The sequence below is a fragment of the Planomonospora sp. ID67723 genome (genome assembly GCF_015711605.1).
GTDB lineage: Bacteria > Actinomycetota > Actinomycetes > Streptosporangiales > Streptosporangiaceae > Planomonospora_A.
On the sequence record NZ_JABTEZ010000001.1, the window covers coordinates 1327393 to 1353041 of the forward strand.

General features: G+C 69.7%; 24 protein-coding genes. 17 read left to right on the plus strand and 7 right to left on the minus strand.

Annotated features, from left to right (window positions below):
- Positions 1-11 precede the first annotated feature (11 nt).
- The 4 genes from nuoL to HS041_RS06345 are packed head-to-tail and all read left to right on the plus strand — an operon-like array spanning position 12 to position 5980.
- Complete coding sequence (nuoL, locus tag HS041_RS06330; protein ID WP_196440803.1) at positions 12-1862, plus strand: NADH-quinone oxidoreductase subunit L; 1851 nt, start codon at positions 12-14, stop codon at positions 1860-1862.
- Positions 1862-3421, plus strand: coding sequence for an NADH-quinone oxidoreductase subunit M (locus tag HS041_RS06335; RefSeq protein ID WP_196439546.1), 1560 nt, complete (start codon positions 1862-1864; stop codon positions 3419-3421). The genes nuoL and HS041_RS06335 overlap by 1 nt, the downstream gene beginning before the upstream one ends.
- Entirely contained in the window at positions 3418-4974 is a 1557-nt protein-coding gene (nuoN, locus tag HS041_RS06340; protein ID WP_307845190.1) for an NADH-quinone oxidoreductase subunit NuoN, read from the plus strand. The genes HS041_RS06335 and nuoN overlap by 4 nt, the downstream gene beginning before the upstream one ends.
- Before the next feature lie 13 nt (positions 4975-4987).
- On the plus strand, positions 4988-5980 hold the full coding sequence (locus HS041_RS06345) for a polyprenyl synthetase family protein (RefSeq protein ID WP_196439547.1): 993 nt from the start codon (positions 4988-4990) through the stop codon (positions 5978-5980).
- An 11-nt stretch (positions 5981-5991) separates the two neighbouring features.
- On the opposite strand, the gene rarD is transcribed toward HS041_RS06345, so the two are convergent.
- Positions 5992-6909 carry an EamA family transporter RarD gene (gene rarD, locus HS041_RS06350; protein ID WP_196439548.1) on the minus strand — a complete coding sequence of 306 codons (918 nt, stop codon included), beginning with the start codon at positions 6907-6909 and terminating at the stop codon, positions 5992-5994.
- Positions 6910-7045: 136 nt separating this feature from the next.
- Between rarD and msrA the strand changes: the two genes are divergently transcribed.
- The 5 genes from msrA to HS041_RS06375 all read left to right on the plus strand — a co-directional run bounded on the left by msrA (position 7046) and on the right by HS041_RS06375 (position 9816).
- Complete coding sequence (gene msrA / locus HS041_RS06355; protein WP_196439549.1) at positions 7046-7732, plus strand: peptide-methionine (S)-S-oxide reductase MsrA; 687 nt, start codon at positions 7046-7048, stop codon at positions 7730-7732.
- Positions 7733-8055: 323 nt separating this feature from the next.
- The gene (locus HS041_RS40370) at positions 8056-8226 is read left to right on the plus strand and encodes a hypothetical protein (protein WP_374058828.1); all 171 of its coding nucleotides are present in this window, start codon (positions 8056-8058) and stop codon (positions 8224-8226) included.
- A 2-nt stretch (positions 8227-8228) separates the two neighbouring features.
- Positions 8229-8747, plus strand: coding sequence for a type II toxin-antitoxin system RelE family toxin (locus tag HS041_RS06365; protein WP_196439551.1), 519 nt, complete (start codon positions 8229-8231; stop codon positions 8745-8747).
- A 245-nt stretch (positions 8748-8992) separates the two neighbouring features.
- Positions 8993-9463 (plus strand): hypothetical protein, encoded by a 471-nt coding sequence (locus HS041_RS06370; RefSeq protein ID WP_196439552.1) that lies wholly within the window; start codon positions 8993-8995, stop codon positions 9461-9463.
- The gene (locus tag HS041_RS06375; RefSeq protein WP_196439553.1) at positions 9460-9816 is read left to right on the plus strand and encodes a type II toxin-antitoxin system RelE family toxin; all 357 of its coding nucleotides are present in this window, start codon (positions 9460-9462) and stop codon (positions 9814-9816) included. The genes HS041_RS06370 and HS041_RS06375 overlap by 4 nt, the downstream gene beginning before the upstream one ends.
- A gap of 71 nt (positions 9817-9887) precedes the next feature.
- Here HS041_RS06375 and HS041_RS06380 read toward each other — a convergent pair whose 3' ends face one another.
- Positions 9888-10490, minus strand: a complete 603-nt coding sequence (locus tag HS041_RS06380; RefSeq protein WP_230878446.1) for a hypothetical protein — start codon at positions 10488-10490, stop codon at positions 9888-9890.
- A 119-nt stretch (positions 10491-10609) separates the two neighbouring features.
- Between HS041_RS06380 and HS041_RS06385 the strand changes: the two genes are divergently transcribed.
- The 3 genes from HS041_RS06385 to HS041_RS06395 all read left to right on the plus strand — a co-directional run bounded on the left by HS041_RS06385 (position 10610) and on the right by HS041_RS06395 (position 13936).
- Positions 10610-10975, plus strand: a complete 366-nt coding sequence (locus HS041_RS06385) for a helix-turn-helix domain-containing protein (RefSeq protein ID WP_196439554.1) — start codon at positions 10610-10612, stop codon at positions 10973-10975.
- Between the two features lie 14 nt (positions 10976-10989).
- The gene (locus tag HS041_RS06390) at positions 10990-11532 is read left to right on the plus strand and encodes a VapC50 family PIN domain-containing toxin (protein WP_307845191.1); all 543 of its coding nucleotides are present in this window, start codon (positions 10990-10992) and stop codon (positions 11530-11532) included.
- Between the two features lie 895 nt (positions 11533-12427).
- Positions 12428-13936, plus strand: a complete 1509-nt coding sequence (locus HS041_RS06395; protein ID WP_196439555.1) for an FAD-binding oxidoreductase — start codon at positions 12428-12430, stop codon at positions 13934-13936.
- 243 nt (positions 13937-14179) lie between these two features.
- On the opposite strand, the gene HS041_RS06400 is transcribed toward HS041_RS06395, so the two are convergent.
- The gene (locus tag HS041_RS06400; protein WP_196439556.1) at positions 14180-14635 is read right to left on the minus strand and encodes a pyridoxamine 5'-phosphate oxidase family protein; all 456 of its coding nucleotides are present in this window, start codon (positions 14633-14635) and stop codon (positions 14180-14182) included.
- 55 nt (positions 14636-14690) lie between these two features.
- Positions 14691-15188, minus strand: coding sequence for a carboxymuconolactone decarboxylase family protein (locus tag HS041_RS06405; protein ID WP_196439557.1), 498 nt, complete (start codon positions 15186-15188; stop codon positions 14691-14693).
- Positions 15189-15261: 73 nt separating this feature from the next.
- On the opposite strand from HS041_RS06405, the gene HS041_RS06410 reads away from it, so the two are divergent.
- Entirely contained in the window at positions 15262-17826 is a 2565-nt protein-coding gene (locus tag HS041_RS06410) for an AfsR/SARP family transcriptional regulator (RefSeq protein ID WP_196439558.1), read from the plus strand.
- 115 nt (positions 17827-17941) lie between these two features.
- Positions 17942-18856, plus strand: a complete 915-nt coding sequence (locus HS041_RS06415) for a WD40 repeat domain-containing protein (protein WP_196439559.1) — start codon at positions 17942-17944, stop codon at positions 18854-18856.
- Positions 18857-18910: 54 nt separating this feature from the next.
- Here HS041_RS06415 and HS041_RS06420 read toward each other — a convergent pair whose 3' ends face one another.
- The gene (locus HS041_RS06420) at positions 18911-19903 is read right to left on the minus strand and encodes an NAD(P)-dependent alcohol dehydrogenase (RefSeq protein ID WP_196439560.1); all 993 of its coding nucleotides are present in this window, start codon (positions 19901-19903) and stop codon (positions 18911-18913) included.
- A gap of 214 nt (positions 19904-20117) precedes the next feature.
- On the opposite strand from HS041_RS06420, the gene HS041_RS06425 reads away from it, so the two are divergent.
- Complete coding sequence (locus HS041_RS06425) at positions 20118-20882, plus strand: DUF2306 domain-containing protein (protein ID WP_196439561.1); 765 nt, start codon at positions 20118-20120, stop codon at positions 20880-20882.
- A gap of 227 nt (positions 20883-21109) precedes the next feature.
- Here HS041_RS06425 and HS041_RS06430 read toward each other — a convergent pair whose 3' ends face one another.
- The gene (locus HS041_RS06430; RefSeq protein ID WP_196439562.1) at positions 21110-21760 is read right to left on the minus strand and encodes a response regulator; all 651 of its coding nucleotides are present in this window, start codon (positions 21758-21760) and stop codon (positions 21110-21112) included.
- Entirely contained in the window at positions 21757-22896 is a 1140-nt protein-coding gene (locus tag HS041_RS06435; protein ID WP_307845192.1) for a sensor histidine kinase, read from the minus strand. The genes HS041_RS06430 and HS041_RS06435 overlap by 4 nt, the downstream gene beginning before the upstream one ends.
- 240 nt (positions 22897-23136) lie before the next feature.
- Between HS041_RS06435 and HS041_RS06440 the strand changes: the two genes are divergently transcribed.
- Both HS041_RS06440 and HS041_RS06445 read left to right on the plus strand, forming a co-directional pair.
- On the plus strand, positions 23137-24561 hold the full coding sequence (locus HS041_RS06440) for an amidase (RefSeq protein ID WP_196439563.1): 1425 nt from the start codon (positions 23137-23139) through the stop codon (positions 24559-24561).
- Between the two features lie 112 nt (positions 24562-24673).
- Positions 24674-25363 (plus strand): NUDIX domain-containing protein, encoded by a 690-nt coding sequence (locus tag HS041_RS06445; protein ID WP_230878447.1) that lies wholly within the window; start codon positions 24674-24676, stop codon positions 25361-25363.
- Positions 25364-25649 lie beyond the last annotated feature (286 nt).

Sequence of the window (25649 nt, forward strand, 5' to 3'; positions counted from 1 at the left end):
TCTCCTGGCTGATGATCGCGCTGCCGCTGCTCGGTGCCGCGATCCTGCTGCTGGGCGGGCGCCGTACCGACAAGTGGGGCCACCTCCTCGGCGTGCTGATGTCGCTGGGCGCGTTCGCGGTGGCCGTCGCCTCCTTCGTGGAGCTGCTCGGCCTGCCCGAAGGCGAGCGCCGCCGCGGGATGAGCCTGTACGAGTTCATCCCCGGCATGGTGGACCTGGGCATGCTGGTCGACCCGCTGTCGATCAGCTTCGCCCTGCTGATCACGGGTGTGGGATCGCTGATCCACATCTACTCGATCGGCTACATGTCGCACGACCACGACCGCCGCCGGTTCTTCGCCTACCTCAACCTGTTCGTCGCGGCCATGCTCCTGCTGGTCCTGTCGGACAACTACATCGGGCTGTTCATCGGCTGGGAGGGCGTGGGTCTCGCCTCCTACCTGCTGATCGGGTTCTGGCAGTTCAAGCCCACCGCCGCCACCGCCGCCCAGAAGGCGTTCATCGTCAACCGGGTCGGCGACTTCGGCCTGCTGATCGCGATCTTCACGATCTGGACGACGTTCGGCTCGCTGGCCTTCCGCGACCTCACCGCCGACGTGACCGGCCAGGCCTCGCAGGGCACGCTGACCGCCGTCGGCCTGCTGCTCCTGCTCGGCGCCTGCGGCAAGTCCGCCCAGCTCCCGCTGCAGTCCTGGCTCCTGGACGCGATGGAGGGCCCGACCCCGGTCTCGGCCCTCATCCACGCCGCGACCATGGTCACCGCAGGCGTCTACCTGGTCGTCCGGTCCGGCGCCTTCTTCGAGGCCGCCCCGACCGCGCAGCTGGCCGTCACCATCGTCGGCGTCGCCACGCTGCTCGCCGGTGCGATCATCGGTTGTGCCAAGGACGACATCAAGAAGGGCCTGGCCGGTTCGACGATGTCGCAGATCGGCTACATGATGCTGGGCGCGGGCCTCGGCCCGGCGGGTTACGCCTTCGCCATCGGCCACCTGATCACGCACGGCTTCTTCAAGGCCAACATGTTCCTCGGGGCGGGCTCGGTCATGCACGCCATGAACGACGAGGTCGACATGCGCCGGTACGGCGGGCTGTTCTCCGTCATGAAGATCACCGCCGTGACGTTCGTCATCGGCTACCTGGCGATCATCGGTTTCCCGCTGCTGTCCGGTTACTACACCAAGGAAGGCATCATCGAGACGGCCATGCACCACAACCCGGTGCTGGGCTGGCTCGCCGTCCTGGGCGCCGGTCTGACCGGCTTCTACATGTCGCGGATGGTCTTCATGACCTTCTTCGGCAAGAAGCGCTGGGCCGACGACGCCCACCCGCACGAGTCGCCCGCGGTGATGACCTGGCCGCTGATCATCCTGTCCGTCGGCTCGATCGGCCTGGGCGCGTTCCTGGTCCTGGGCAACCGGTTCATGACCTTCCTGAGCCCGGCGGTCGGCCTGCCCGACCCGGTGCCGACGCCCCACGTCTTCGGCGTCGGCACCGCCGCCCTGGCCACGCTCGCGCTGGTCGCCGTCGGCGCCGCCTTCGCCTGGTTCCGGTACGGCGCCGCCGAGGTGCCCGCCCTTGCCCCGCGCGGCTCGTTCCTCACCGCCTTCGCCCGCCGCGACCTGTACGGTGACGCCCTGAACGAGGCGCTGCTCATGCGCCCCGGCCAGTGGCTGACCCGGATCGCGGTGTTCTTCGACAACCGGGGCGTCGACGGCCTGGTGAACGGGCTGGCCGCGGGGATCGGCGGGACCTCCGGGCGGCTGCGCCGCGTGCAGACCGGGTACGTCCGGTCGTACGCGCTGTCCATCCTCTTCGGTGCCGCCGCCGTCGTTGGCGCGCTGCTCTACGTAGGGAACATGTGATGCCCTGGCTCTCGATCCTGATGGCCGTGCCCGCAGTGGGCGCGGTCGGGGTGGCGCTGCTCCCCAAGGGCAGTGACAAGCTCGCCAAACAAGTGGCGCTGCTGGTCTCGCTGGTCGTGCTGGCACTGACCATCGCGATGGCGGTCCAGTTCAGCCCCAACGGCAACCGCTTCCAGTTCGAGGAGAAGTACGCCTGGATCCCCAGCTTCGGGGTCCACTACGGCGTCGCCGTGGACGGCATCGCGCTCGTGCTGATCGCGCTCTCCGCGGTCCTCGTGCCGATCGTCGTCCTCGCCTCCTGGCACGACGCCGACGGCGTCATCCAGGCGCGCGACCTCAAGAGCGAGGCCATCCCGCCCCGGCGCTCCGCGAAGACCTACTTCGCGCTGCTGCTGGTGCTGGAGGCCATGATGATCGGCGTCTTCGCGGCGACCGACGTCTTCCTGTTCTATGTCTTCTTCGAGGCCATGCTGATCCCGATGTACTTCATGATCGGGTCGTACGGCGGCGTGCAGCGGTCCTACGCGGCCGTCAAGTTCCTGCTCTACTCGCTCTTCGGCGGCCTGCTCATGCTGGTCGCGGTGATCGCGCTCTACGTGATCGCCGAGAAGAACACCTTCATGTACCCCGAGCTGGTCGGGGTCATCCAGGACCCGACCACGCAGAAGTGGCTGTTCGCCGGCTTCTTCATCGCCTTCGCGGTCAAGGCCCCGCTCTGGCCCTTCCACACCTGGCTGCCCGACGCCGCGGCGCAGGCCCCGGCCGGTGCCGCGGTCCTGCTGGTGGGCGTGCTGGACAAGGTCGGCACCTACGGCATGCTCCGCTTCTGCCTGGAGCTGTTCCCGGACGCGTCGAAGTTCTTCACCCCGCTGGTGATCGCGCTCTCGGTGATCGGCATCATCTACGGCGCGGTCGTGGCCATCGGCCAGACCGACATGAAGCGCCTGATCGCCTACACCTCGATCTCGCACTTCGGCTTCATCGCCATGGGCGTCTTCGCGATGACCCAGAACGCGCAGGCGGGCGCCACGCTCTACATGGTCAACCACGGCTTCTCGACCGGCGCGCTGTTCCTGATCGCCGGGTTCCTGATCTACCGCCGCGGTTCCGCCCAGATCGCCGACTACGGCGGCGTGCAGAAGATCGCCCCGCTGCTGGCGGGCTCCTTCCTGATCGCGGGACTCTCCGGCCTCTCGCTGCCCGGCCTGTCCTCGTTCGTCAGCGAGTTCATGGTCCTGAACGGCACCTACGAGCGCTACGCGATCCCGGCGATCATCGGGGCGCTCGGCGTGATCCTGGCGGCCATCTACATCCTGTGGATGTACAAGCGCACGATGAACGGTCCCACGGCCGAACCGGTCAAGGGCTTCACCGACCTCGACGGGCGGGAGAAGTGGGTGGTGGCCCCGCTGATCGCGGTGATCATCGCACTCGGGTTCTTCCCCAAGCCGGTGCTCGACGTGATCAACCCCGCGGTGGACAAGACGCTCGACAGCGCCCAGGTGCTGGACAAGCGCCCCGCCCCCACCGTCGCTGAGAAGAAGGGGGCCGGCCAGTGAACGGCGGCACCATCGAGGCGCCAACGATCGAGTACGCCCTGCTCGCGCCGATGCTGATCGTCTTCGGCGCGGCGGTCATCGGCGTGCTGGTCGAGGCGTTCGCACCTCGCTACCTGCGCAAGTCGATTCACGTGCCGCTGACGCTGCTGGCGCTGGTCGGCGCGTTCCTGCTGACGATCCTCCAGGCCGTCCGGGACGGCGTCCCCACCACGCCCGCGGCCATGGGCGCGGTCGCGGTGGACGGTCCCGCCCTGTTCATCTGGGGCATCATCCTCATCCTGGCCTTCGTCAGCACACTGCTGATCAACGACGACGAGCAGTTCGTCGCGCAGGCGGCGGCCGTACCGGGGAGCAGCGACGAGGAGGACGCGGTCCGCCACGGTTACGAGCAGACCGAGGTCTACCCGCTGCTGCTCTTCTCCGTCGGCGGCATGCTGCTCTTCCCGGCCGCCAACGACCTGCTGGTCATGTTCGTGGCCCTGGAGGTCCTGTCCCTCCCGCTGTACCTGCTCTGCGGTCTGGCCCGCCGTCGCCGCCTGCTCTCGCAGGAGGCCTCGGTCAAGTACTTCCTGCTCGGCTCGTTCTCCTCGGCCTTCTTCCTGTACGGCACGGCCCTGGTGTACGGCTACGCCGGTTCGATCGACCTGAGGGCCATCAGCGCCTCGCTGGGCACGGTCGCCGGCCAGGACACCCTGCTGTTCATCGGCATGGCGATGATCGGGGTCGGCCTGCTGTTCAAGATCGGTGCCGCGCCGTTCCAGGCCTGGAAGCCCGACGTCTACCAGGGCGCGCCCACCGCGGTCACCGCCCTGATGGCCTCCACCGTCCTGGTGGCCGCCTTCGGTGCCGTGCTCCGGGTCTTCTGGGTCGCCCTGGGCAACCTCGACTGGCACTGGCGGCCGGTCATGTGGGGCGTGGCGATCCTCACGATGGTCGTCGGCGCGATCCTGGCCATCACCCAGACCGAGATCAAGCGCATGCTCGCCTACTCGTCGATCGCGCACGCGGGCTTCCTGCTCACCGGTGTGATCGCCACGGGTGCCGCCACGCAGAACCGGGAGGCGCTGTCGGCCATCCTGTTCTACCTGGCCGCCTACGGTTTCACCACGGTCGGCGCCTTCGCGGTCGTCACCATGGTCCGCGACGCGGGCGGCGAGGCCGGGCACCTGTCCCGGTGGGCCGGGCTCGGCAAGCGGGCCCCGGTGCTGGCGGGCATCTTCGCGTTCTTCCTGCTGGCCTTCGCGGGCATCCCGCTGACCAGTGGTTTCTTCGGAAAGTACGCGGTGTTCTCGGCCGCGGTCGCCGGAGACGCGCTGCCTCTGGTCGTCGTGGGCGTGGTCACCTCGGCCATCGCCGCGTTCTTCTACGTCCGCGTGATCGTGCTGATGTTCTTCAGCGAGCCGGCCGCAGACGGCCCGACCGTCGCGGTGCCCACCATCGGCACCTCGGCTGTGGTCGCCCTCGCGGCAGCGGCTACCGTAGTGCTGGGCGTCTTCCCGGAGCCCGTGCTGAACCTGGCTGACCAGGCCGCCTCCGCACTGTTCATTCGCTAGGGAGTTAGAACTCATGGCTGCGCCACCGGTTGTTGATCTGCCGCTCGTCGACGAGCGGCTGGCGCAGGACCTGGCCACCGGCCTGGCCCAGGTCGAGAAGCTGCTCCGCTCCTCGGTGGAGAGCGAGGACGCCTTCGTCACGGAGACGTCCAAACACCTCATCGAGGCGGGCGGCAAGCGGTTCCGGGCCATGCTCGTGCTGCTCGCCGCCCAGTTCGGCTCGCCGGACGCCCCGGGCGTGGTGCCCGGGGCGGTGGTGATCGAGCTGACCCACCTGGCGACGCTGTACCACGACGACGTCATGGACGAGGCCCCGGTCCGCCGGGGCTCTCCCTCGGCCAACGCCCGCTGGGACAACACCGTGGCCATCCTGACCGGTGACTACCTGTTCGCTCAGGCCTCCGAGATCCTCGCCGACCTCGGCGCGGACATCATCCGGATCCAGGCCCAGACCTTCTCCCGCCTGGTCCGCGGCCAGATCCGCGAGACCGTCGGCCCCCGCGACCAGGACCCGGTCCGGCACTACATCGATGTGCTGGCCGACAAGACCGGTTCCCTCATCGCCACCTCCGGCCGTTTCGGCGCGATGCTGAGCGGCGCCTCGCCCGACGTGGTCGCCCGGCTGACCAGCGCCTGCGAGGCCATCGGCGTCGCCTGGCAGCTCAGCGACGATCTGCTGGACGTCGCCTCGGAGTCGGCCGAGTCGGGCAAGACGCCCGGCACGGACCTGCGCGAGGGCATCCCCACGCTTCCGGTGCTGTACGTGCTGTCGGGGGACGACCCGCAGGACGCCCGCCTGCGGGAGCTGCTGTCCGGCCCGGTGGCGGAGGAGGACGTCGAGGAGGCCCTCCGCCTGCTGCGCGCCAACCCCGCCATGGACCGGGCCCGCGCCGAGCTGGTCTCCTGGGCCGACCGCGCCCGCGCCGACCTGTCCGGCCTGCCGGACATCCCGGCCCGCGCGGCCTACCTCGCCCTCTGCGACTACGTGGTCGAGCGCTCCGGCTGACCTCTCCGGGGTCAGGCGGGGACGGGCTCCGGCTGCTTCCGCTCGGTACGGCGGGCCTCACGTGCGGTGCTCAGGCTGTCCCAGGTGAAGACCGACAGGGCCAGCCAGACGATGGCGAACCCGGCCCAGCGACTCGCCGGCATGGTCTCGTGCACGACGAGCACGCCGCAGAGGAACTGGAGCACCGGGGCGATGTACTGCAGCAGGCCGATCGTGGTGAGCGGCACCCGGATCGCGGCGGCGGTGAAGGCGAGCAGCGGGATGGCGGTGACCACCCCGGCCCCCGCCAGCAGCAGCGCGTGCCCCGTGCCCGCGGAGCCGAAGGTGCTCGTGCCCTGCTGCCCGAGGTAGAGGATGTACCCCAGCGCCGGGAGCAGCAGGACGAGCGTCTCGACCGCCATGCTCTCCGCCGCACCGACCCGGGCGGTCTTCTTGACCAGGCCGTAGGTGCCGAAGCTGACGGCCAGCACCAGCGCGATCCACGGCAGCCGGCCGTAGTCGAGGGTGAGCACGACGACGGCCAGGGCGCCCAGGCCGACCGCGACCCACTGCCGGCGGCGCAGCCGCTCCTTGAGCAGGAAGACGCCGAAGAGCACGCTGACCAGCGGATTGATGAAGTAGCCCAGAGCGCTCTCGACGACATTCCCGGTGTTGACGGCGTAGATGTAGACGCCCCAGTTGACCGTGATGATCGCCGCCGCGAGAGCCAGCAGGCCGAGCTTGCGAGGGGTGCGCAGGAGCTCCCGGACCCAGGACCAGTGCCGCCGGACCGCGAGGATGGCGATGACGGCGACGAGCGACCACGCCATGCGGTGGGCCAGGATCTCCAGAGCGCTGGAGGGCTTCAGGAGCGGCCAGTACAGCGGGAACAGGCCCCACATGGCGTAGGCGGCGATGCCGTACAGGACACCTCGGCGCGATTCAGGCATGTCACCTATTTTTACTGCTTACCTTATTTAACACAAGTTAGCAATGCTTCTTCAATAATTTAGCACTGCTAACGGGAACACCAGGAGGCTGGGCACGGTTGTGCAGGTCTGAGAAGGTGTCAGGAGGAGGTTCGCGATGGGCTGGTTGTTCGGCAAGGACAAGACTTCCATGGTGTCCCCGGAGAACGCGCTCCCGGGTCGCGAGGCGGTGATGCCGGTGCCCGCGCGGCACGCGGTGCTCGACGCCCCGCTGGCGCCGCCGTACCCCGACGGCACCGAGGTCGCCGACTTCGGCCTGGGCTGTTTCTGGGGCGCCGAGCGGAAGTTCTGGCAGACCCCGGGCGTCGTGTCCACCTCGGTCGGCTACGCGGGCGGATACACCCCCAACCCCACCTACGAAGAGGTCTGCACCGGCCTGACCGGCCACACCGAGGTCGTCCGCGTCGTCTTCGACCCGGCCGAGGTCTCCTACGAGGAGCTGCTGCGCGTCTTCTGGGAGGCCCACGACCCCACCCAGGGCATGCGCCAGGGCAACGACGTCGGCACCCAGTACCGCTCGGCGGTCTACACCCACTCTCCCGAGCAGGAGAAGGCCGCCCTCGCCTCGCGGGACGCCTACGAGAAGGTGCTCGCCGAATCCGGCTACGGCCGCATCACCACCGAGATCGCCCCGGCCGGCGACTACTTCTTCGCCGAGGAGTATCACCAGCAATATCTTTTCAAGAACCCCGGCGGCTACTGCGGCATCGGCGGGACCAACGTCAAGCTAGGGGACCCATCCGAGTGGGCCTGCCAGACGGGCCTGACGAGCTCGGAGCAGTAAGCACGGTAAGAGGGAGACCCTCGTACGGCCTCAGGGCTGTGTGAGGGTCTCGTTCGTTTTCCGGGTGTCGAGGGGGCTGATGTCGAAGCGGTCGCGAGAGTCTGATCTCCTGTCTGCGCTCGCCCATCGAGGCTCTGTCCGCAGCATTGGCTATCCTGTATAGTTTTCTATATAGTTTTTGTATGACTGCTCTCCACCATGCGGCTGAACTCTCCGTCACCGAGGCCACGCAACGCGGAGTAGCCCGGCTGGTGGCGGACGCAGAACAGGGAGCCGATCTGATAGTGACCCGCCGACATCAGCCGGTTGCCGCCGTCGTGAGCATGCGGCGTCTCAACGAGTTGGAGGAGGCCGCGGCGGACCTGCGTGATCTGGCGCTGGTGCTCGTGCGGGCGGCCACGGGCACCGGGCGGCGGACGCCGATCGACGACGTGCTCTCCGCCTTCGGTCACACCCGGGAGTCGCTGGCCGCGATCCCGGATGAGGACGACTGACGGTGTCCGACGTCGTATTCACCGATCCGGCCATCGACGATCTCCGTAGAATCGGCCCGGACGTCGTACCCAGAATCCTCAAGAAGATCCTCCTGCTGTTGGAGAACCCCGAGGCTGGTTACCCGCTCGGCGGGGAGCTGACTGGATTCCGCAAGCTCGTCGTCGGCCGGAACACCTGGCGGGTCGTCTATCGGATCACCGATGACAAGGTGATCGAGGTCTGCGAGATCTGGGCCGTCGGGGAGAGGGCCGACGCCGAGGTGTACGCCGAAGCCAAGGCGCGGGTTCGGGCAGCGGGTGGCTCACGCCCTGAAGTTGTCCGTCTCGGCGAGGTCGTCGACCGTCTCGGAGCCCTGACCGATCACCTTCATGTCGACGAGTCGCCCGCACGGGAGCCGGTTCCCGGCTGGCTCGCCGATCGGTTGATCTACACAGTGGGCATGACCCGCGAGGAGGTGGCGGCGCTCGATCTGGAGAAAGCTGTCGATCTCTGGGCGGAGTTCCGCTCGAACCCGCGGTAGCCGTACTCGTGCTCACAGGTCGGGACACGGCCTCGAAGCCGGTTGACATGGGTCGCTGCGGCATCGGTGGCACCAACGTCAAGCTATGTGACCCCTCTATGAGACAGCCGGGCCGTACGGCTCAGGTATCTCAACAGACCTGCCTCCGACTTCTGACAACTCTTGGCGCGTTGGTAGGCGAGACCGTCAGTGCACGCTGCATGCTTCACCGCTTATCAGAATGTGTTCTGACCTACGATGGTGAGGTGAGTTCTCAGAACGCCGACGCCGTCACCTTCTCGGACCTGTCCAGAAACCCCCGCGCCGTCGCCGAACGCGCCGCCCGCCTGGGCCGCGTGCGCATCACCCACCGCGACGCCCCGGACTTCTACCTGACCGCCGCCGACCGCGAAGACCAGCGCGGACAAACCCTGGCCACGGCCTCACGTCTGTTCCTGGCCTTTCTCAAGCACGACCCGACCGCCCGCACTCTGGTCATCGCCATGCCCGACGTCTTCCCCTGGGTCCGCCACCTGACCTCCGACGAACTGCGCTCCTTCACCCTGGAACTGGTCGAGGCCCTCTCCGACGCCGCGGAACTGGAGGTCGATGCCACCGCCCAGGAAGTCATCGCGGGCTGGCGGGCCACCGCCCGCATCAAAGCCGACCCCACGCGCTACGCCCAGGCCCGTAAACCCACCAGCGGCGACTTCGGAGCGGTCGAGGTCACCGCATGAGTCCCAAACGCGGCGACCGGGTCACGGTCCCGCCACCCGACGGCGAATGGGACATCCGGTTCGGCACCGGTGATGCGGTTAAAGGCTGGGAGGAGCTGTGCCGACACGCCCTGGCCAACACCCGCCGCTGCTTCGAGGCGCTGCGCGCCGACCCCCGCTCCCGGGCAGACCACGAACATCGGCACCGGCTTCGCGGGGACCTGGCAACCCATCGCCATAACGGCCACGACCTGGAGCAGTGGGAATTCGAAGTCACCAGCGGCGGGCGCGTCCGCTACGTCATCGATGACGACACCCGCACCGTCTGGGTCGTCTACGCCTCGCCCCGCCACCCTAAAGACACCGACTCCTGAGGATGGCGATCGCGGTCTTGGCGGCACCGGGGTCTCCTGCCCCGTGGGCATCGTGTCGGCAGGTGAGTAGATCAGTTCCTTAGAAGGAACCAGTTGGGAACTACGACTGCACCCGAGTTGGTCCGCGTTGCCAGGTTCTCGCTCTCGAGAAACTCGATCACCCGGTAGGTCGACCCAGTGGATACGTCAGCGGCGTCGATCAGCTCACGGATCACCCACGTTCTTTCATGGTCCAACAGTGCACGCACGATCTTCGCCGCGGAAGCGCCCTTCAACGTGCCGCGCGGTCTTCCGGGACCGCGCCACGGATCATGGTCGGCCCCTCGACCTGCAACGTATAGACCGGGCTGAGAGACGTTCAGGGTGATGTTCCCTGTCGCGTCTATGTAGGACAGGCCGGCCTCCGAGAGCCGCTTACGCACGGGTGGCGACAGGTATCGGGAGACGACAACCCCACGGCTGCCTGGATGCTCGTCCGTCGCGGCATTCAACTGCTGGAGCAGCGTAGCGGTGTCACGCCTCTCCACCGCGCGCTTGGCTTCCACGACCAGCACGACAGAGGTTCCGTCCGGTGCTGTCACCTTCCAGAGAGCATCGAAGCGAGCATCGGGCAGTCTGCGGCTCAGCGGTTGGATGTCCCACCCGGCCGACAGCCGGTCACCTAGCACATCCATCCCGGCTCGCAAGACTTCAACCTCGGTCTGAGGCTGCGGCCTGGCCTCCTTTGGTGCTCTCCAGTGCCTCGGTGTTCGGGAAAAATCCCAACTCCGTGCGGAGGATCAAGGACCATCTCATGCGCCATCCCGAGCAGCCGACCGTTCGCGTCGCTGGCGAGCACGGCGGGGAGGATCCGCTGATCCTGCCGCGCGAGGCCGTGAGCCTGCTCGCCTTCATCCTCGCCCAAGCGGCCGAAGGACGCGGAGTGACGGTCATCCCGTCCCACGTCGAGCTGACGACACAGCAGGCGGCGGACATGCTGAACGTCTCACGTCCCTACCTGATCAAGCTCCTGGAGACGGGGGAGATCCCCTTCCGGCTGATCGGCAAGCATCGGCGCATCACCTACGAAGACCTCCAGGAGTACAAGCGCCGCGACGACGCCAAGCGCCGGGCGGCCGCTGATCAGCTTGCCGCGCTGGGGCAAGAGCTGGGCATCTGACCAGGACCTTCACGGTGGTCTACGACGCGAACGTGTTGTACGGCAACACGCTGCGCGACCTGCTCATCCGGCTCGCCATGGCCGGACGGTTGCAGGCCAGATGGGCCACCGGGATCCTCGACGAGATGCAGCGCAACCTCGCCGCCAACCGCCCCGACATCCCGGCGGAGAAGTTCGCCCAGCTCCGCCTTCTGATGAACGCGGCTGTCCGGGACTGCCTGGTGGAAGGGCATGAGCCGCTGATCGAAGGGCTGAAGCTGCCCGATCCCGATGATCGGCACGCGCTGGCCGCGGCGATCAAATCGGGAGCGCAGATCATCGTCGCATCGAACCTCAAGGACTTCCCCGCAGAGAACCTGGTCGCGTGGGGCATTGAGGCCAGGTCGCCCGATGACTTCGTTCTGGATCAAATCGATCTCGACGGAAGGGTTGTATGGGCCTGCGTGCAACAGATCGCAGACTCGCGGGTCAACCCACCGGAAACCGTGGACGACGTGCTTGACGCATCGGAGAGGGCGGGGCTCGTCGAGTCTGTCGCCGCCCTCCGAGCCGGATAGAGACATCGCCGCCCGGCTTTCCTCCGCGAAGTGCCCCTACCGCCACCGGCCGTACTTGTTCGAAAGCCCGGCGGCCGCTGCGGAGTCGGCGGCACCGGCGTCTCCTGTCCGGTGGGGTTGACGTCCGGCGACGGGTAGGCCCGCGTAGGCGGCCGGTTGTCGCCTGGAGCGAGGATCAGCAGTTTGCCGCCTGGAGTGGCAAACCGCTCCTGCGGGCGTGCCTGAGCGAGATTTCGCCCCGGGAGACGGACCGGTTGCCAAGGTCAACGTGTCTTCGAGCTCAGCCACCGTCGTTCTCGATTGCGGGGGCTCGCGGAGTGGTGCGGGGCCGACCGGCATCTGTCCCGGCTGAAGATCGAGCCGGTGGCGGAGGGCATCTCCTCGCGAGCGATCGAGCTTCTTCGAGATGCGCGCGTGCACGGTCGCGAGTACGCCATTGACGCTGTGGTCGTGACGCTGTGGTCGCGGCCACCGCACTGCGCTCGGTACGCCCGGCCGTCGTCCTGACGTCCGATGGGGACGACATGGGCGAACTGTGCGGGAAAGCGGTGCGGGTGGTCTCTGTCCGAGACGGCTTGAGGGGGCGGGCGGAGGCTTCGGAGCCGTTGCGGGAGGCGGACCGCCAGCACCGGCAGCATCTTTTCAACAGCCCCGGCGGCATCGGGCATCTGATCGATCCGGTCACATGTTAGTCACTTACAGTAGTCAATCCATGACAAGGAGTGTCCGCGTGGACTGAGGTCTTGATACGGCTACACCATGTCCGCCCGTCACCGAGCGCGCCGCGCCCTGCTCGTCGCCGCGTCCCAGCCCTTCTGCTCCCCCGGCCCCCGGCCGCCTCCCGGCGCCGGCCGGACGCGGACGCATGGACAGGACACGACCACTTACAGGGAGAATGATGTACAACCGACGCGATCTTCTACGCTGGGGAGCCGCCGCCACCGCCGGCCTCGCCGCGACGTTGGTCCCCGCCCGGGCCACCGCCGCATCACCTCTTCGGCCGGCACCCGCACCACCGCCGGTCGACGAGGCCGCCTGGCGCGCGCTGGGCCGCGCCCTCGGCCCCGGAGCGGATCTGTACCGGCCCCACGGCAATGCCTACACCCGCCTGTCCACACCGTGGAACCTGCGCTATGCCGACGTCCTCCCGGCCGGCGTCGTCGCCTGCGCCACCTCCGCCGACGTGCAGGCGGCCCTGCGCTGGGCCACCGCCCACGGCATGCCGCTGGCGGCGCGCTCGGGCGGCCACAACTACGCCGGATACTCCACCACGACCGGCCTGCTGATCAGCCTGCGCCGCATCGACGGGGTCCGCGCCCGTGACCGCCGCCTGCTGGTGGGGGGCGGGGCGACCAACTCCGACGTCTACCGCGCCCGGGCCAGCGGCCTGTACTTCCCCGGTGGCCGCTGCCCCGGCGTGGGCGTGGCCGGGCTGGCCCTGGGAGGCGGGCTGGGCTTCAACGACCGCAGATGGGGCCTGACGTGCGACCGGATGGTGGAGACCGAGGTGGTGCTGGCCGACGGATCCCTGGTGCGAGCCAGCGAGCGCGAGCACGCCGATCTGTGGTGGGCCTGCCGCGGCGGCGCCGGCGGCAACTTCGGCATCAACACCTCCTTCGTCTTCGACGCGGTCCCGGTGACCGATCAGACCGCCACCGTCTTCGATCTGACCATCGACCCCCGCCACGCCGTCGCAGTGATGGACGCGGTGCAGGAGATCCTGCAGCAGGACCGGGCCGGCCGCTTCGACTGCCGGATCGGCTTCTCCCGATCCGGCACCGACCCGGCCTCGATCACGCTGCTGGGCCAGTATCTGGGCACCGAGGCGACGACACGCCACCTGCTGGCACCGCTGCTGAACCTCGCTCCGTCCCGGCGTTTCATCGAGCAGCGCCAGTTCTGGTCCGCACAGGACTACCTGATGATGCGGCCCGAACGGACCGCCATGATCTCCCACTCGCTGATGCCCGGCCGCTGGCTGCCCGACCGGACGGTGCGGACCATCGCCGAGGCCGTCACCGACTGGCAACCCGGCGGCTCGGGCACCGGCGGGTATGTCACCTTGTTCGCCATGGGCGGCCGGGTCGGCGACGTCGCCCCCAGGGAAACCGCCTTCGCCCATCGCGACGCCACCTTCGTGATCGACATCGGCGCCGAATGGACCCCGGCCACCCCGCGGGAGACGGCACGACGCCTGCGCCGTCAGGCCGGCGCCGTATACCGCAGGCTCCGCACCGAACTGGACACCTCATCGGCCTACGTCAACTTCCCCGACCCCACCCTGTCCGACTGGGCGCGCGCCTACTACGGCGACAACTACCAGCGCCTGGTACGGATCAAACACCGGTACGACCCGGACGGCGTCTTCCGCTACGGCCAGAGCATCGGCTCATCGAACCGCTGACCGCCCCGGCCGCATACGGTTTCCCGTCCGGGGACCGGCATCGCCTTCACTCCCTCCGACGGAGCCGCAGGACAGCCGGAGGGTCTTCGAGGGCTCCCGTTACCGGCGGTTCAGCCGAAGGCGTCAGGCTCCGATCAGAGTCCGCGTGATTTTCCGCCGGGCCTCCGCCCGTCATCGGCGGCGCCGTCCGCCGCCGATGACGGCCTGGCCTCCTGCGCCGTCGCACGGAACCGAACGCCCGGGTCAGGGGACGATCCAGTCTCCGTCGCTCATGAGGCCGCGGCCCTCGAGCTCGTTCTCTTCGCGCCAGGCCTGCACGCGACGGGGCTCGATGCGGAAGTAGAGGTAGGGGGTTTTGAGCCGGCGGGGGTCGAAGCCGGTTTTGGCGGCGAAGGCGTCGCCTGTGCCGGTGGGGAGGTCGGCCGCCGGCAGTGGAGTGGCAGTCGCGTCGATCATGACCACGTCACGGGTGGGCCCCAGGCCGAGGCGGACCTCGCCGGTGGCGGAGAGGTTGCGAGCCGTACGGCTGGACGTGGGAGTGGAGATGAGCAGCGTCTCGCCGTCCCACAGGAACGACAGGGGGACCAGGTACGGCGCGCCGGTTTCGGGATCGGCGGTGGCTACCCAGACGTCGATGTCGTTCTCGAGGCGGTGCAGGGTGTCCTTCAGCCGCTGTTGCGGGGTTCTGGGTGCTGGCATGGGTGTGTCCTCCTCTTGTCGCGACGAGGGTAGGGGAGGCGCGGGGTACCGCGTCTCAGAGGGTGACAAGCGGCCAGTCGAGAGGGACGCGTGCCGCGGTGGTGAAGCAGGACGTGAAGTGGTTGACCGCCAGGTGGGCGATGACCTCCACGGCCTGGGCGGGGGAGAGGCCATGCGCCTGGGGGACGGTGCCGCCGCGCAGCAGCGCGGCGGCGTACGCCAGGACGGGGGAGCCTTCACCGTGCCGGGCGGCGGCGAGCTCGGACTTGGTCAGGCCGATGACCTTGCCGGCCAGGAACGTGTGCATCGAGAGCGCGTACTCGCTTCGATGGTGCTGGGCGGCGAGCAGCGCGAGCCCCGCCTGGTCGCCCGGTGTCAGGCGGCCGTTCCGCAGTCCGTCCACGGCGGCCAGGTAGCCGGCGAGGACCACGGGACTGTGGGCCATCGCCTTGGTGAGGTTCGGTGTGATGCCCAGCACCCGCCGGGCGGCGGTGAGCTGGGCTCGCGCCGCGCCTGCGGCGTTTTCCGGATCGATCAGCGGCAGTCCTTGCATGCCCTGAATCCTTCGGGAGCGGACTGATAGATTCGCGATTCGTTCGCGATGCACGCAGGATCGGGGTTGGGGCGTGGGGGTGCGATTCACGGTCCTCGGCCCGGTCGAGGTCACCGTTGACGGAGTCCGGCTGGCCGGGCTGGCGCCTCGGCACCGTGCGGTGCTGGCCTATCTGCTGCTCCACGCCAGGGCCGTGCTCAGCCGCGACCGCCTGATCGACGCCATGTGGGGGCCGACGCCCCCGGAGACGGCCCGCTCCCAGATCCACGCGGCCATCACCGCGATCCGGCGGGTGCTCCGTCAGGCCGGGGCCGCGGACGTGTTGCAGACCCGGGAAGCCGGGTACGTGATCGTCCCGAAGGCGGGACAGCTCGACCTGGACGAGTTCACCGGGGCGCTGTCAGCCGTCGAGGACCCGCAGCGGATCCGCGCCGCCCTCGCCCTGTGGCGTGGTGAGCCGTTCGCCGACGTCACCGCGGACTATGCCGCCGACGCCCGGGCTCTGCTGACGGAGCGGCGCCTGTCGGCGTTCGAGCGGCTCGCCGAGCTCGAACTCTCCCTCGGCCGTCACGAGGGCGTGATCGACGATCTGGCGGCGCAGATCGTCGATCACCCGCTGCGCGAGAAGCTCACCTGCCATCTCATGCGCGCCCTCCACCTCGCCGGAAGGCAGCCCGACGCGCTCGCCGTCGCCCGCGCCTTCCGCGCGAGACTCGCCGACGAGCAGGGCCTCGACCCGAGCCGTGCCTTCACCGCTCTGGAACAGGCGATCCTGACCGACGACGCGCCCCAGGCACCGGCGAAGCAGGCGTCGTTCCTGCCCTACGACCTCCCCGACTTCGCCGGACGCGACAGCGAGCTCGACCATCTGACCCGTGAGGCCCGCGAGGGGACGATCTACGCGATCGACGGGATGGCCGGCATCGGCAAGACGACGCTGGCGGTCCACACCGCTCACCGGCTCGCCGAGCTCTACCCCGACGGCCGGCTGTTCGTCGATCTCCGCGCCCACACGGTGGGGCAGCCGCCGCTCGACCCGATCGCGGCGCTGGAGATCCTGCTGCGCCAGATCGGCGTTCCCGCCGACCGCATCCCCGCCGACCTGGCCGGGCGGTCCGCTCTCTGGCGTACAGAACTCACCGGCCGCAGGGTCCTGCTGATCCTCGACAACGCGGCCGACGCCGAACACGTGCGGCACCTGCTTCCCGGCACGCCCGGGAGCCTCACCTTGATCACCAGCAGGCGCCGTCTCACCGATCTGGACGGCGCCCGCGCCCTGTCCATGGACGTCTTCCCCGCGGCGGACGCCATCGCCATGTTCGGCGGCATCGTCGGCGAACGCGCCGGCAAGGAGCCCCTCGCCGTCCTGGACGTGCTCCAGCTCTGCGGGTTCCTGCCCCTGGCGGTCCGCATCGCCGCGGCCCGCCTCCACCATCGCTCGCAGTGGACGGTCGAGTACCTGGCGGGCCGTCTACGCGTCGAGCGCCGCAGACTCGCGGAGCTCTCCACCGGCGAGAGGGGAGTCGCCGCCGCCTTCACCCTCTCCTACCAGCAGCTCGCCCCGGACGGGCAGCGGATGTTCCGCCTGCTGGGCGTCCACGCCGGGCGCGACTTCGACCCGTACGCCGCGGCGGCCCTCGCCGGAACGGACGTCTACGAGGCGGAGGAACTCCTCGAGGAACTCCTCGACGCCCACATGCTCCTGCAGCGCGAGCCCGGCAGGTACACCTTCCACGACCTGCTCCGCGACCACGCCCGTGCTCTGGCCGCACCGGACGAAGCCTCTGACGCGCTGAGCCGCCTGTCCGAGCACTACCTCCGCACCGCGATCATGGCGATGGACCAGCTCTTCCCGTACTCCCGGCACCTCCGGCCGTCCGCGCCGCGTGCGGACGGCCCCCTCCTGGAGGATCCCGCCACTGCGGCCACCTGGCTGGACGCCGAACGCGCCAACCTGATCGCCTCCGGTATCCACGCCGCCGCCGACCGGCCGCATCACACCACCGACCTGGCCACGACCCTCTACGCGTACCTGGACGGCCACATCCACCACGCCGAGGCCCTGCCCCTCTACGATGCCGCCGTCCACGCCGCCCACGACCCGTCCACCCAGGCCCAGGCCCTCCTCAACCAGGGCGTCATGCATGCGAGACTCGGCCGTCACGATCAGGCCCATCTCCACACCCCGAGAGCCCTGGCCCTCGCCCGCCAGGCGGGCGACCGCCATGCCGAGGCCCGCGCCCTCTGCAGTCTCGGCGACGTCGCCTGGGACTCAGGAGACATCGATCAAGCCCACGCCCACTACGACCAGGCCCTGTCCCTCTACCGCGAGACGGGCGAACGGCGGGGCGAGGCCATAGTCCTCGGCAACCTGGGCCTGGTCCACAGCCGCCGGGATCGCCACGACCAAGCCCGCCAGGTCCTCCACCAGGCTCTGACCCTCTTCCGCGACCTCGGAACCCGTGCCGGCGAAGCCACCGTCCTCGGCAACCTGGGCACGGCATACGAACAGGAGGGGGACTACGCCCAGGCGGCAGGCCACTTCACCCAGGCCCTGACCCTGTTCCAGGACCTCGGCTACCGCCCCGGCGAGACCGAGATGCTCACGTCCATCAGCCGCCTCGAGTCGCGCAGGTAGGCCACGACACGCTCATGGCGCAGGCGCAGGCCCGCCGGCGGGGACGGCCGGTACACCGGCTCCGGTGGACGGCGGCCCGTCATACCGGCCGGGCCGGGGCTATCCTCTGGTCGGTATGACCCCTGCCTACCGGGATCTTCAGATCGGCCCCTGCAACCCTGCAGATGTGGCCTTCCATCCCGATGGCCGTTGCTTCGCCGTCGCCGACTACAACGGCGAGGTACGGCTGTGGGACACCGCCACGGGCCGTGCCGTCGGCCGGCCCGTGACCGACCCCGCGGAGCAGGCCTGGGCGGTGGCCTTCCATCCCGACGGCCACCTGATCGCCACCGGCTGGTCGGACGGCACCATCCGGATGTGCCACACCGCCACCGGCCGGCCCGCCGGCCGGCTCCTGCACAGCCGCACCGACGGCGTCACCGAACTGGCCTTCCACCCCGGCGGCCGCTTACTGGCCAGCGCAGGCGGTACGACGCGGTTGTGGCACACCGACACGCTCCAACCCGCCGGTGAACCGCTGGACGGTGCCGGCCCGATGGCCCTCCATCCCGACGGGCATCTGCTGGCCACCACCGCAAGACTCGCCCTGCAGCTGTGGGACTGTGCCACCGGCCGGCTCCTCGGCCACCTGCCGAACCGGCGCAGCGGGCCCTTCCACGGAGTGGCCTTCCACCCCGGCGGACGCCTGCTGGCCAGTGTCGGCTACGACGAGAACCAGGTGATGCTGTGGGACGTCACGACCGGTTGTCCCGTGGGGGAACCGCTGACCGGCCACCTCGGGGACTACGTGTGGGGGGTGGCCTTCCACCCCAGCGGCCGGTTCTTCGCGACCAGCGGTGACGACTTCACGGTGCGGTTGTGGGACACCGGGACCGTCCGGCCGGTCAGGCGACCACTGAGCGGCTCCACCTACGTCCCTTCGCTGGCCTTCCACCCCGAGGGTCACCTGCTGGCCGCTCCCGGAACGAACGGCACGGTGCGGCTGTGGAGCACGCCGCGGTCGGGCCTTTGGCCGGACCACCCGTCGTGACCGACGTCGACGGGACCTGGCCGGCCTCAGGGACTTCCTCCGGGTCCGGGGTGCTCAGATCGTGATGACGACCTTCCCCGGGGCGTGCCCCTCTTCCTGATATCCGATGGCCGCCGGAATCTCCGCGAACGGATAGCTCCGGTCGATGACCGGATGGATCTTTCCGTCTTCGATGAACCCGGTCAGCGTCATCAGGTTCTGCCTGTTCTCGTTCCCCGTGCACCGGACCACGTCCGCCATGACCATTGTCTGGGACACGAACGGCGACGCCGCGAGCTTCAGGAATATGCGGTCGACGGGCTTCAGCCATCGGCCGGCCGGTCCTCCGACGGTGACGCAGGTCCCCTTGGGGGTCAACGCCCGCCGGCACGCCGATCCCGAGTGGCTTCCCGCGACGTCCAGCAGGAGATCGTAGCGTTGCCCGTTCCGGGTGAAGTCGCCTTCGGTGTAGTCGATGACCTCGTCCGCGCCGATCGACCGGACCAGGTCCACGTTCCGCGTGCTGCAGACGCCGGTGACCTCCGCGCCGAACGCCTTGGCGATCTGTACGGCGAAGGTGCCCACGCCTCCCGAGGCTCCGTTGACCAGGACTTTCTGCCCCGGCTGGATCCGTCCCCGGTCGCGCAGGCCCACCAGGGCGGTGTTGGCCGCCAGCGGCACCGCCGCGGCCTGCTCGAACGACAGATTCTTCGGTTTCGGCGCCAGTTCGTCTTCCCGGACGCATACGTACTCGGCGAAGCCGCCCTGCTTGGGCATCGCGAACACCTCGTCGCCGGGGCGGAACCGCGTCACGTCCTTGCCGACCGCCTCCACCTGCCCCGCCACGTCGGCGCCCAGGATGCTGATGCTCGGCCTGCGCAGCCCCAGGCCGCCGGGCATCAGACGCGCGACGTACGGCTGCCCTCTCATGAGGTGCCAGTCATAGGGCTGGACGGAGGTGGCGCGCACCCGGACCAGCACTTCGTCGTCGCCGGGGACGGGATCGTCGATGTCGGTGAGCTCCAAAGCGTCGGGTGAGCCGTACGAGCGCAGGACGAACGCCTTCATCACATTCTCCTCATCAACTGCGGGTGTCAGCCGTGGCGCGGGTCCATCGGGACCGCCGCACTCGCCATCGACGGCGTGGCACGGAAATCAGCGTAAAAGGCCTGCACAAAGAGCTCATCAGCCGAAAGTACGCCTGATTGATGGACGACCGGCGGGTTCGGATCGGACCGTTCTATCGATGAACCGCCGGCGCCTCAGCCGTCACGATCGAGTCATGACCGACGAGAGCACGACGGGGCGCACCGTGTCCCCGCAGTCCCCGCCGTCCCCGCGAGGCGGCCTGCTGACGGATGACCGGGGCAGGGCGGGGACTCCCGCCACGGCCTCCTCCGCAAGGGCGGGGTGGCTCGTTCCCGCCGCGCTGATCGTGCTCAGCGCCGTTCCCATGGTCGCCGGTGCCGTACGCATGACCGAGCTGACCGGCGGTGCGGCGATCACACCGGAGAACGCGCGGTTCTTCGCGGCGCCCCTTCCCGTGGTGCTGCACATCATCAGTGTCGTGCTGTACAGCGTCCTGGGCGCCTTCCAGTTCGCTGCCGGGTTCCGCCGCCGGAGGCCCGGCTGGCACCGCGCCTCCGGGCGGCTGCTGGTCCCGTGCGGACTCGTCGCGGCGTTCACGGGCCTGTGGATGACCCTGTTCTATCCCCGCATCGAGGGTGACGGCGATCTCCTCACCGCCTTCCGGCTCGTGTTCGGCACGGCCATGGTCCTGTCCATCGCCCTCGGCCTCGCCGCGATCCGGCGACGGGACATCGCCCGGCACCGCGCCTGGATGATTCGCGGCTACGCGATCGGCATGGGCGCGGGCACGCAGGTGCTGACCCATGCGCCCTGGTTCATGATCGTCGGCACGCCCGGTGAGTTCCCCCGGGCGCTGCTCATGGGCGCCGGCTGGCTGATCAACCTCATCGTGGCGGAGTGGATCATCCGAAGGAGACCGGCCGGGGCGGTTCCGAGGACTGTCCGAGGGGTCGCGTGACCGGCCGGACGGTCCGTCCGGCGAGCCCCGGGGCCAGCTCCTCGGCCGACTGCGGTGCGGCGTCAGCGGGTACGGCGAGCAGTACGGCCTTGGCCGTACCCCGCCGCCTCGGTGAGGCCGCCGTGTGCGGCGGCCTACGGCAATGACGTACTGGCGGCGCAGGACCGCTTCCACCGGCGCCGAGGCGTCTCCGGCGGCTCAGCGGACGCCGACCCGCCGGAGACGTCCTAGACGCGGTTGGTCTCGTAGGCCCACATGGCGATCTCGACGCGGTTGCGGGCGCCGAGCTTGGCCATCAGGCTGGCGATGTGGGATTTGACGGTGCTGAGAGAGATGTGAAGCTCGTCGGCGATCTCGCTGTTGGTCCGTCCGCGTGCCACGGTGGCGAGGATCTGTTCCTCCCGGTCCGTGAGCGCCTCGACGGGTTGCCCCAGCGCTGAGGCGGGCCCGGTGCGGGCGAAGGCCCCGAGGAGCCGGGCGGTGATGCTCGGGGCGATGAGCGCGTCGCCGTCGGCGGCGGCGCGGACGGCCTGGGAGAGCAGGTCGGCGCCGGCGTTCTTGAGCAGGAAACCCCGGGCGCCGGCCCTCAGGGCGGCGTAGACGTAGTCGTCGAGGTCGAAAGTGGTGATGACGACGACGGCGAGGGGATCGTCGACGGCCGGTCCGGCGAGGGCGCGGGTGGCCTCGATGCCGTCGATGCCGGGCATGCGGATGTCGAACAGGCACACGTCGGGACGCAGGCGACGGGCGAGCTCGACGGCCCGCCGCCCGTCGGCGGCCTCGCCGACGACCTCGATGCCCGGCTGGGCACCGAGGATCATCACGAGCCCGGTACGGACGATCTCCTGGTCGTCGGCGACGATCACCCGGATGCTCACGTCGCGGCCCCGGTCCGGGGCAGCACGGCGGTCACTGTCCAGCCTCGGTCGGGGCCGGGGCCGGCGACGCAGGTACCGCCGAGGAGATCGGCGCGTTCGATCATGCCGATGAGCCCGTATCCCGGCGACGCCGCCTGGCGGATGAGGCCGCTGTCGCCGTCGTCGCTCACGCGCAGGTGCACCGACGTGTCGTCGGCGGAGACGCGGACCTCGATGCGGGTGGCGTGACGCGCGTGCCGCCGGGCGTTGGTGATCGACTCCTGGGCGAGGCGGTAGATCGCGGCTCCGACCGACGGGGGGAGGTCGTCGAGGTCGCCCGAGATCTCCACGTCGACGGACGGACCGGACTGGCCTCGGCTCGCGAGCTGTCCGAGATCGGTGATGCGCCGGCCGGGAGCCAGGTCCGCCGGCCGATTCTGGCGCAGGACGCGGACCATGGTGTTCATCTCGGCGAGGGCCCGTGCCGCCTCGGCCTCGATCACGTGGAGCGCCTCGGCCGCGGCGTCGGGGCGTGACGCCGCGGTGGCGAGACCCGCCTGTGCGCGGATCGCCATCGCCGAGACGTGATGGGCGACGGTGTCGTGCAGGTCGCGGGCGAGCTGTTCGCGTTCGAGCAGCTTGACCTGGTCGAGCTCGCGCATCCTCGCCCCGGCCCGATACCGGAACGCCACGCCCAGGGCGACGGCCGAGAACACGACGGCGAACGAGGCGACCGCGTCGGCGGAGACGAGGCGGCCGGAGACGATCGACAGGAAGACCGCGACGAGCATGACCGACAGACCGATCGCGGCCTCGCGTCCGGAACCCCAGCGGAACAACGAGTACACCAGGATCAGGAGGTACACCATCGTGTACGTCTCCGGAGACTCGCCGCCCGTCACCAGCGGGGCCAGGCTCGTGGTGCCGAAGACGATCGCGACCACCAGCAGCGGCCTGGTCCGGCGCCACAGCAACGTGGGCACCAGTCCGACGGTGACCGCCACGGAGACGACCCGCCATGGAAGATCCGGCCGCAGCACTCCTTCGAGCACGGCGATCGGCACGAGCGCTCCCACGAGCACCCAGTCCCGCCACACCCGCAGCGGAGGGTCGGGGGGACGTGGCTCGTTCCACAGGGAACGGATGAGGGGGTGCACCACGTCATGGTACGAGAGCCCGCGCCCAGCCCGAAGTGCGAGGCGCGCATTTCCGGCGTCATGCTCACTGACGGCGGTGAGCGCCGCGGGATAAACCATTGGACGCGCTCTCCGCCGGGCGAGCATGATGCGCGGAGAAGGCCGTCCGGCGCGGAGGCCGCGGCCCCCGGTGCGGGGGGTTCCCCGGCGCCGGCGTCCCGCGAGACCAGGCCGGGTTCTCCGGCGGACGGGAAACGCGCCATGAGACTTCACGAGTACGCGCAGTACGACGCCGTCGGGCTCCGCGAGCTGATCGGCAAGGGCGAGGTCACCGCAGCGGAGGTCGAGTCCACCGCGCGGCGGGCGCTCGAATGGGCCGACGCCAGGGTCAACGGCCTGACCGTGCCGGTGTTCGCGTCCGCGCTCGACCACGCCGCCGACGGCCCGTTCGGCGGGGTGCCCTTCCTGATCAAGGATCACGGCCCGGTCGCCGAGGGCGTGCCGTTCTCCGTCGGCAGCCGCGCCCTGCAGGGGATCGCGGCCCCGTACGACACCGACCTGATGAAGAGGTTCAGGGCCGCCGGACTGGCCACCCTGGGGGTGACCACGGTGCCGGAGATGGTGGTGGACTTCGTCACCGAGTCGGCCAGGTACGGCATCACCCGGAACCCGTGGGACCTGGAGCGCACGCCGGGCGGGTCCAGCGGCGGGGCGGCGGCGTTGGTGGCGGCCGGTGCCGTACCGCTCGCCCACGCGAGCGACGGCGCGGGCTCGATCCGCATCCCGGCCTCCTGCTGCGGCCTGGTGGGCCTCAAACCGAGCCGGGGGCGCGTCACCAGCGGCCCGGACATGGGCGAGCCGATGTTCGGGATGGCCTACGAGTTCGGTCTGACCAGGACGGTCCGGGACACCGCCCATCTGCTCGACGCCGTGCACGGGCCGGGCGTGGGCGACAAGTACACCGCGCCGCCGCCGCTGCGGCCGTACGTCTCGGAGCCCGGAGCGGACCCCGGCAGGCTGCGGGTCGCGGTGACCACCGCCTCGTGGTCGGGCTCGCCGGTGGATCCGGAGGTGGCCGCCGCGACGACCGCCGTCGCGGCCGTGCTGGAGGGGATGGGGCACCAGGTCTCCGAGGGGAGCCCGGCGGTCGACTGGCCGGCCACGGTGCGGGCCATGGCGGCCCAGCGGGTCGCGATCGCCTCCACGATGCTGCTGGCTCCGAGGGAGCCGGACCCGGCCATGCTGGAGATCCCGACCCGGCACCTGCTCCAGGCCGCGAGGGAGACCGGCGCGCTCGACCTGATCGTCGGCTTCCACGCCCAGAACCAGGTCACGCGCTCGGTGGGCGCGTTCTTCACCGGGCACGACCTGCTCGTCACGCCTACGCTGGCGCAGCTGCCGGTGCCGCACGGGACGTTCCGGTACGAGGAGGAGAACCACCCCGCGCTGGACGAGCGGCTGGCGAAGATCTTCGACTACGGGCCGTTCACGATGGCGTTCAACGTCTCGGGGCACCCGGCGATCAGCCTGCCGCTGGGGTGGAGCGGGAACGGGCTGCCGATCGGGGTGCAGCTGGTGGCCGCCTACGGACGGGAGGACCTGCTCCTGCGGGTCGCAGCCCGGCTGGAGGAGGCCATGCCGTGGCGGGACAGGGTCCCCGGGGTCTCCCTCCTGCACGTGAGATGAAGCCCGCCGGGTTCCCGCCGCGACGCGGCGGCCGAGAGGATCCCGCCGGAGGGCGCCGCCTGATCCGGAGCGGACGAGTTCCCCGGGTCCCGCCCTGCGGGATGCTGGAGGCATGAGAGCAGAAGATCGTTTGTCCGGCGGGACGCCCGGCGTCGACGTGCCCGACCGGCGGGGCCGTACCGGGCTGGACCGGGTGGGACTGGACCTGACCGGCAACCCCCGGGTGAGGGTGCGGGAGGTGGAGCTCCTGTCGTCGAGCTGGTACGTGCTTCGCAAGACGAGGTTCGACTACCGGCGCTCGGACGGCAGCTGGAGCGTCGAGGAGCGCGAGACCTACGACCGGGGCAACGGCGCCACGGTCCTGCTCTACGACGCCGAGCGGGAGACCGTGCTGCTGACCCGGCAGTTCCGCTACCCGGTCTACGTCAACGGGCATCCCGACGGCATGCTGCTGGAGACCGCGGCGGGACTGCTGGACGACGACGACCCGGAGACCGCGATCCGGCGCGAGGCGGCCGAGGAGACGGGATACGACATCGGTGAGGTCCAGCACGTCTTCGACGTCTACATGAGCCCCGGCTCGATCACCGAGCGCGTGCACTTCTTCGCGGCGCCGTACGACGCGGACTCCAGGACCTCCCGGGGCGGCGGGGTGGCCGGTGAGGGCGAGGACATCGAGGTGGTGGAGCTGCCGTTCGCGAAGGCGCTGGAGATGATCGGGACCGGGGAGATCGCCGATGGGAAGACCATCATGCTGCTGCAGTGGGCGGCGCTGTCCGGTCCGTTCGCCCGTCTTACCTGAAATGGCGGCCGACGTCTCGTCCCCGGCCGCGCAGGCGGTGGACGGGCTTTATTGCGGGACTGACAAGCGGCCTCCGATAAAAAGGGTTTCCCGATGCCGGGCCCACTCTCCCGATGCGTTCATCCGCTGCCGGGGCGGCGGCCGGAGGTCCTCCACGACGTCGTCGGCCTGCCTGATCCTGGTATCGGGAACGGTCCAAGAATGGTCGGCGGGCAACGAGAACGGTTATTAATCCCGACTTAACATCGGACTTTCGATGTTGTCAAAATGTCATTCACATTCACCT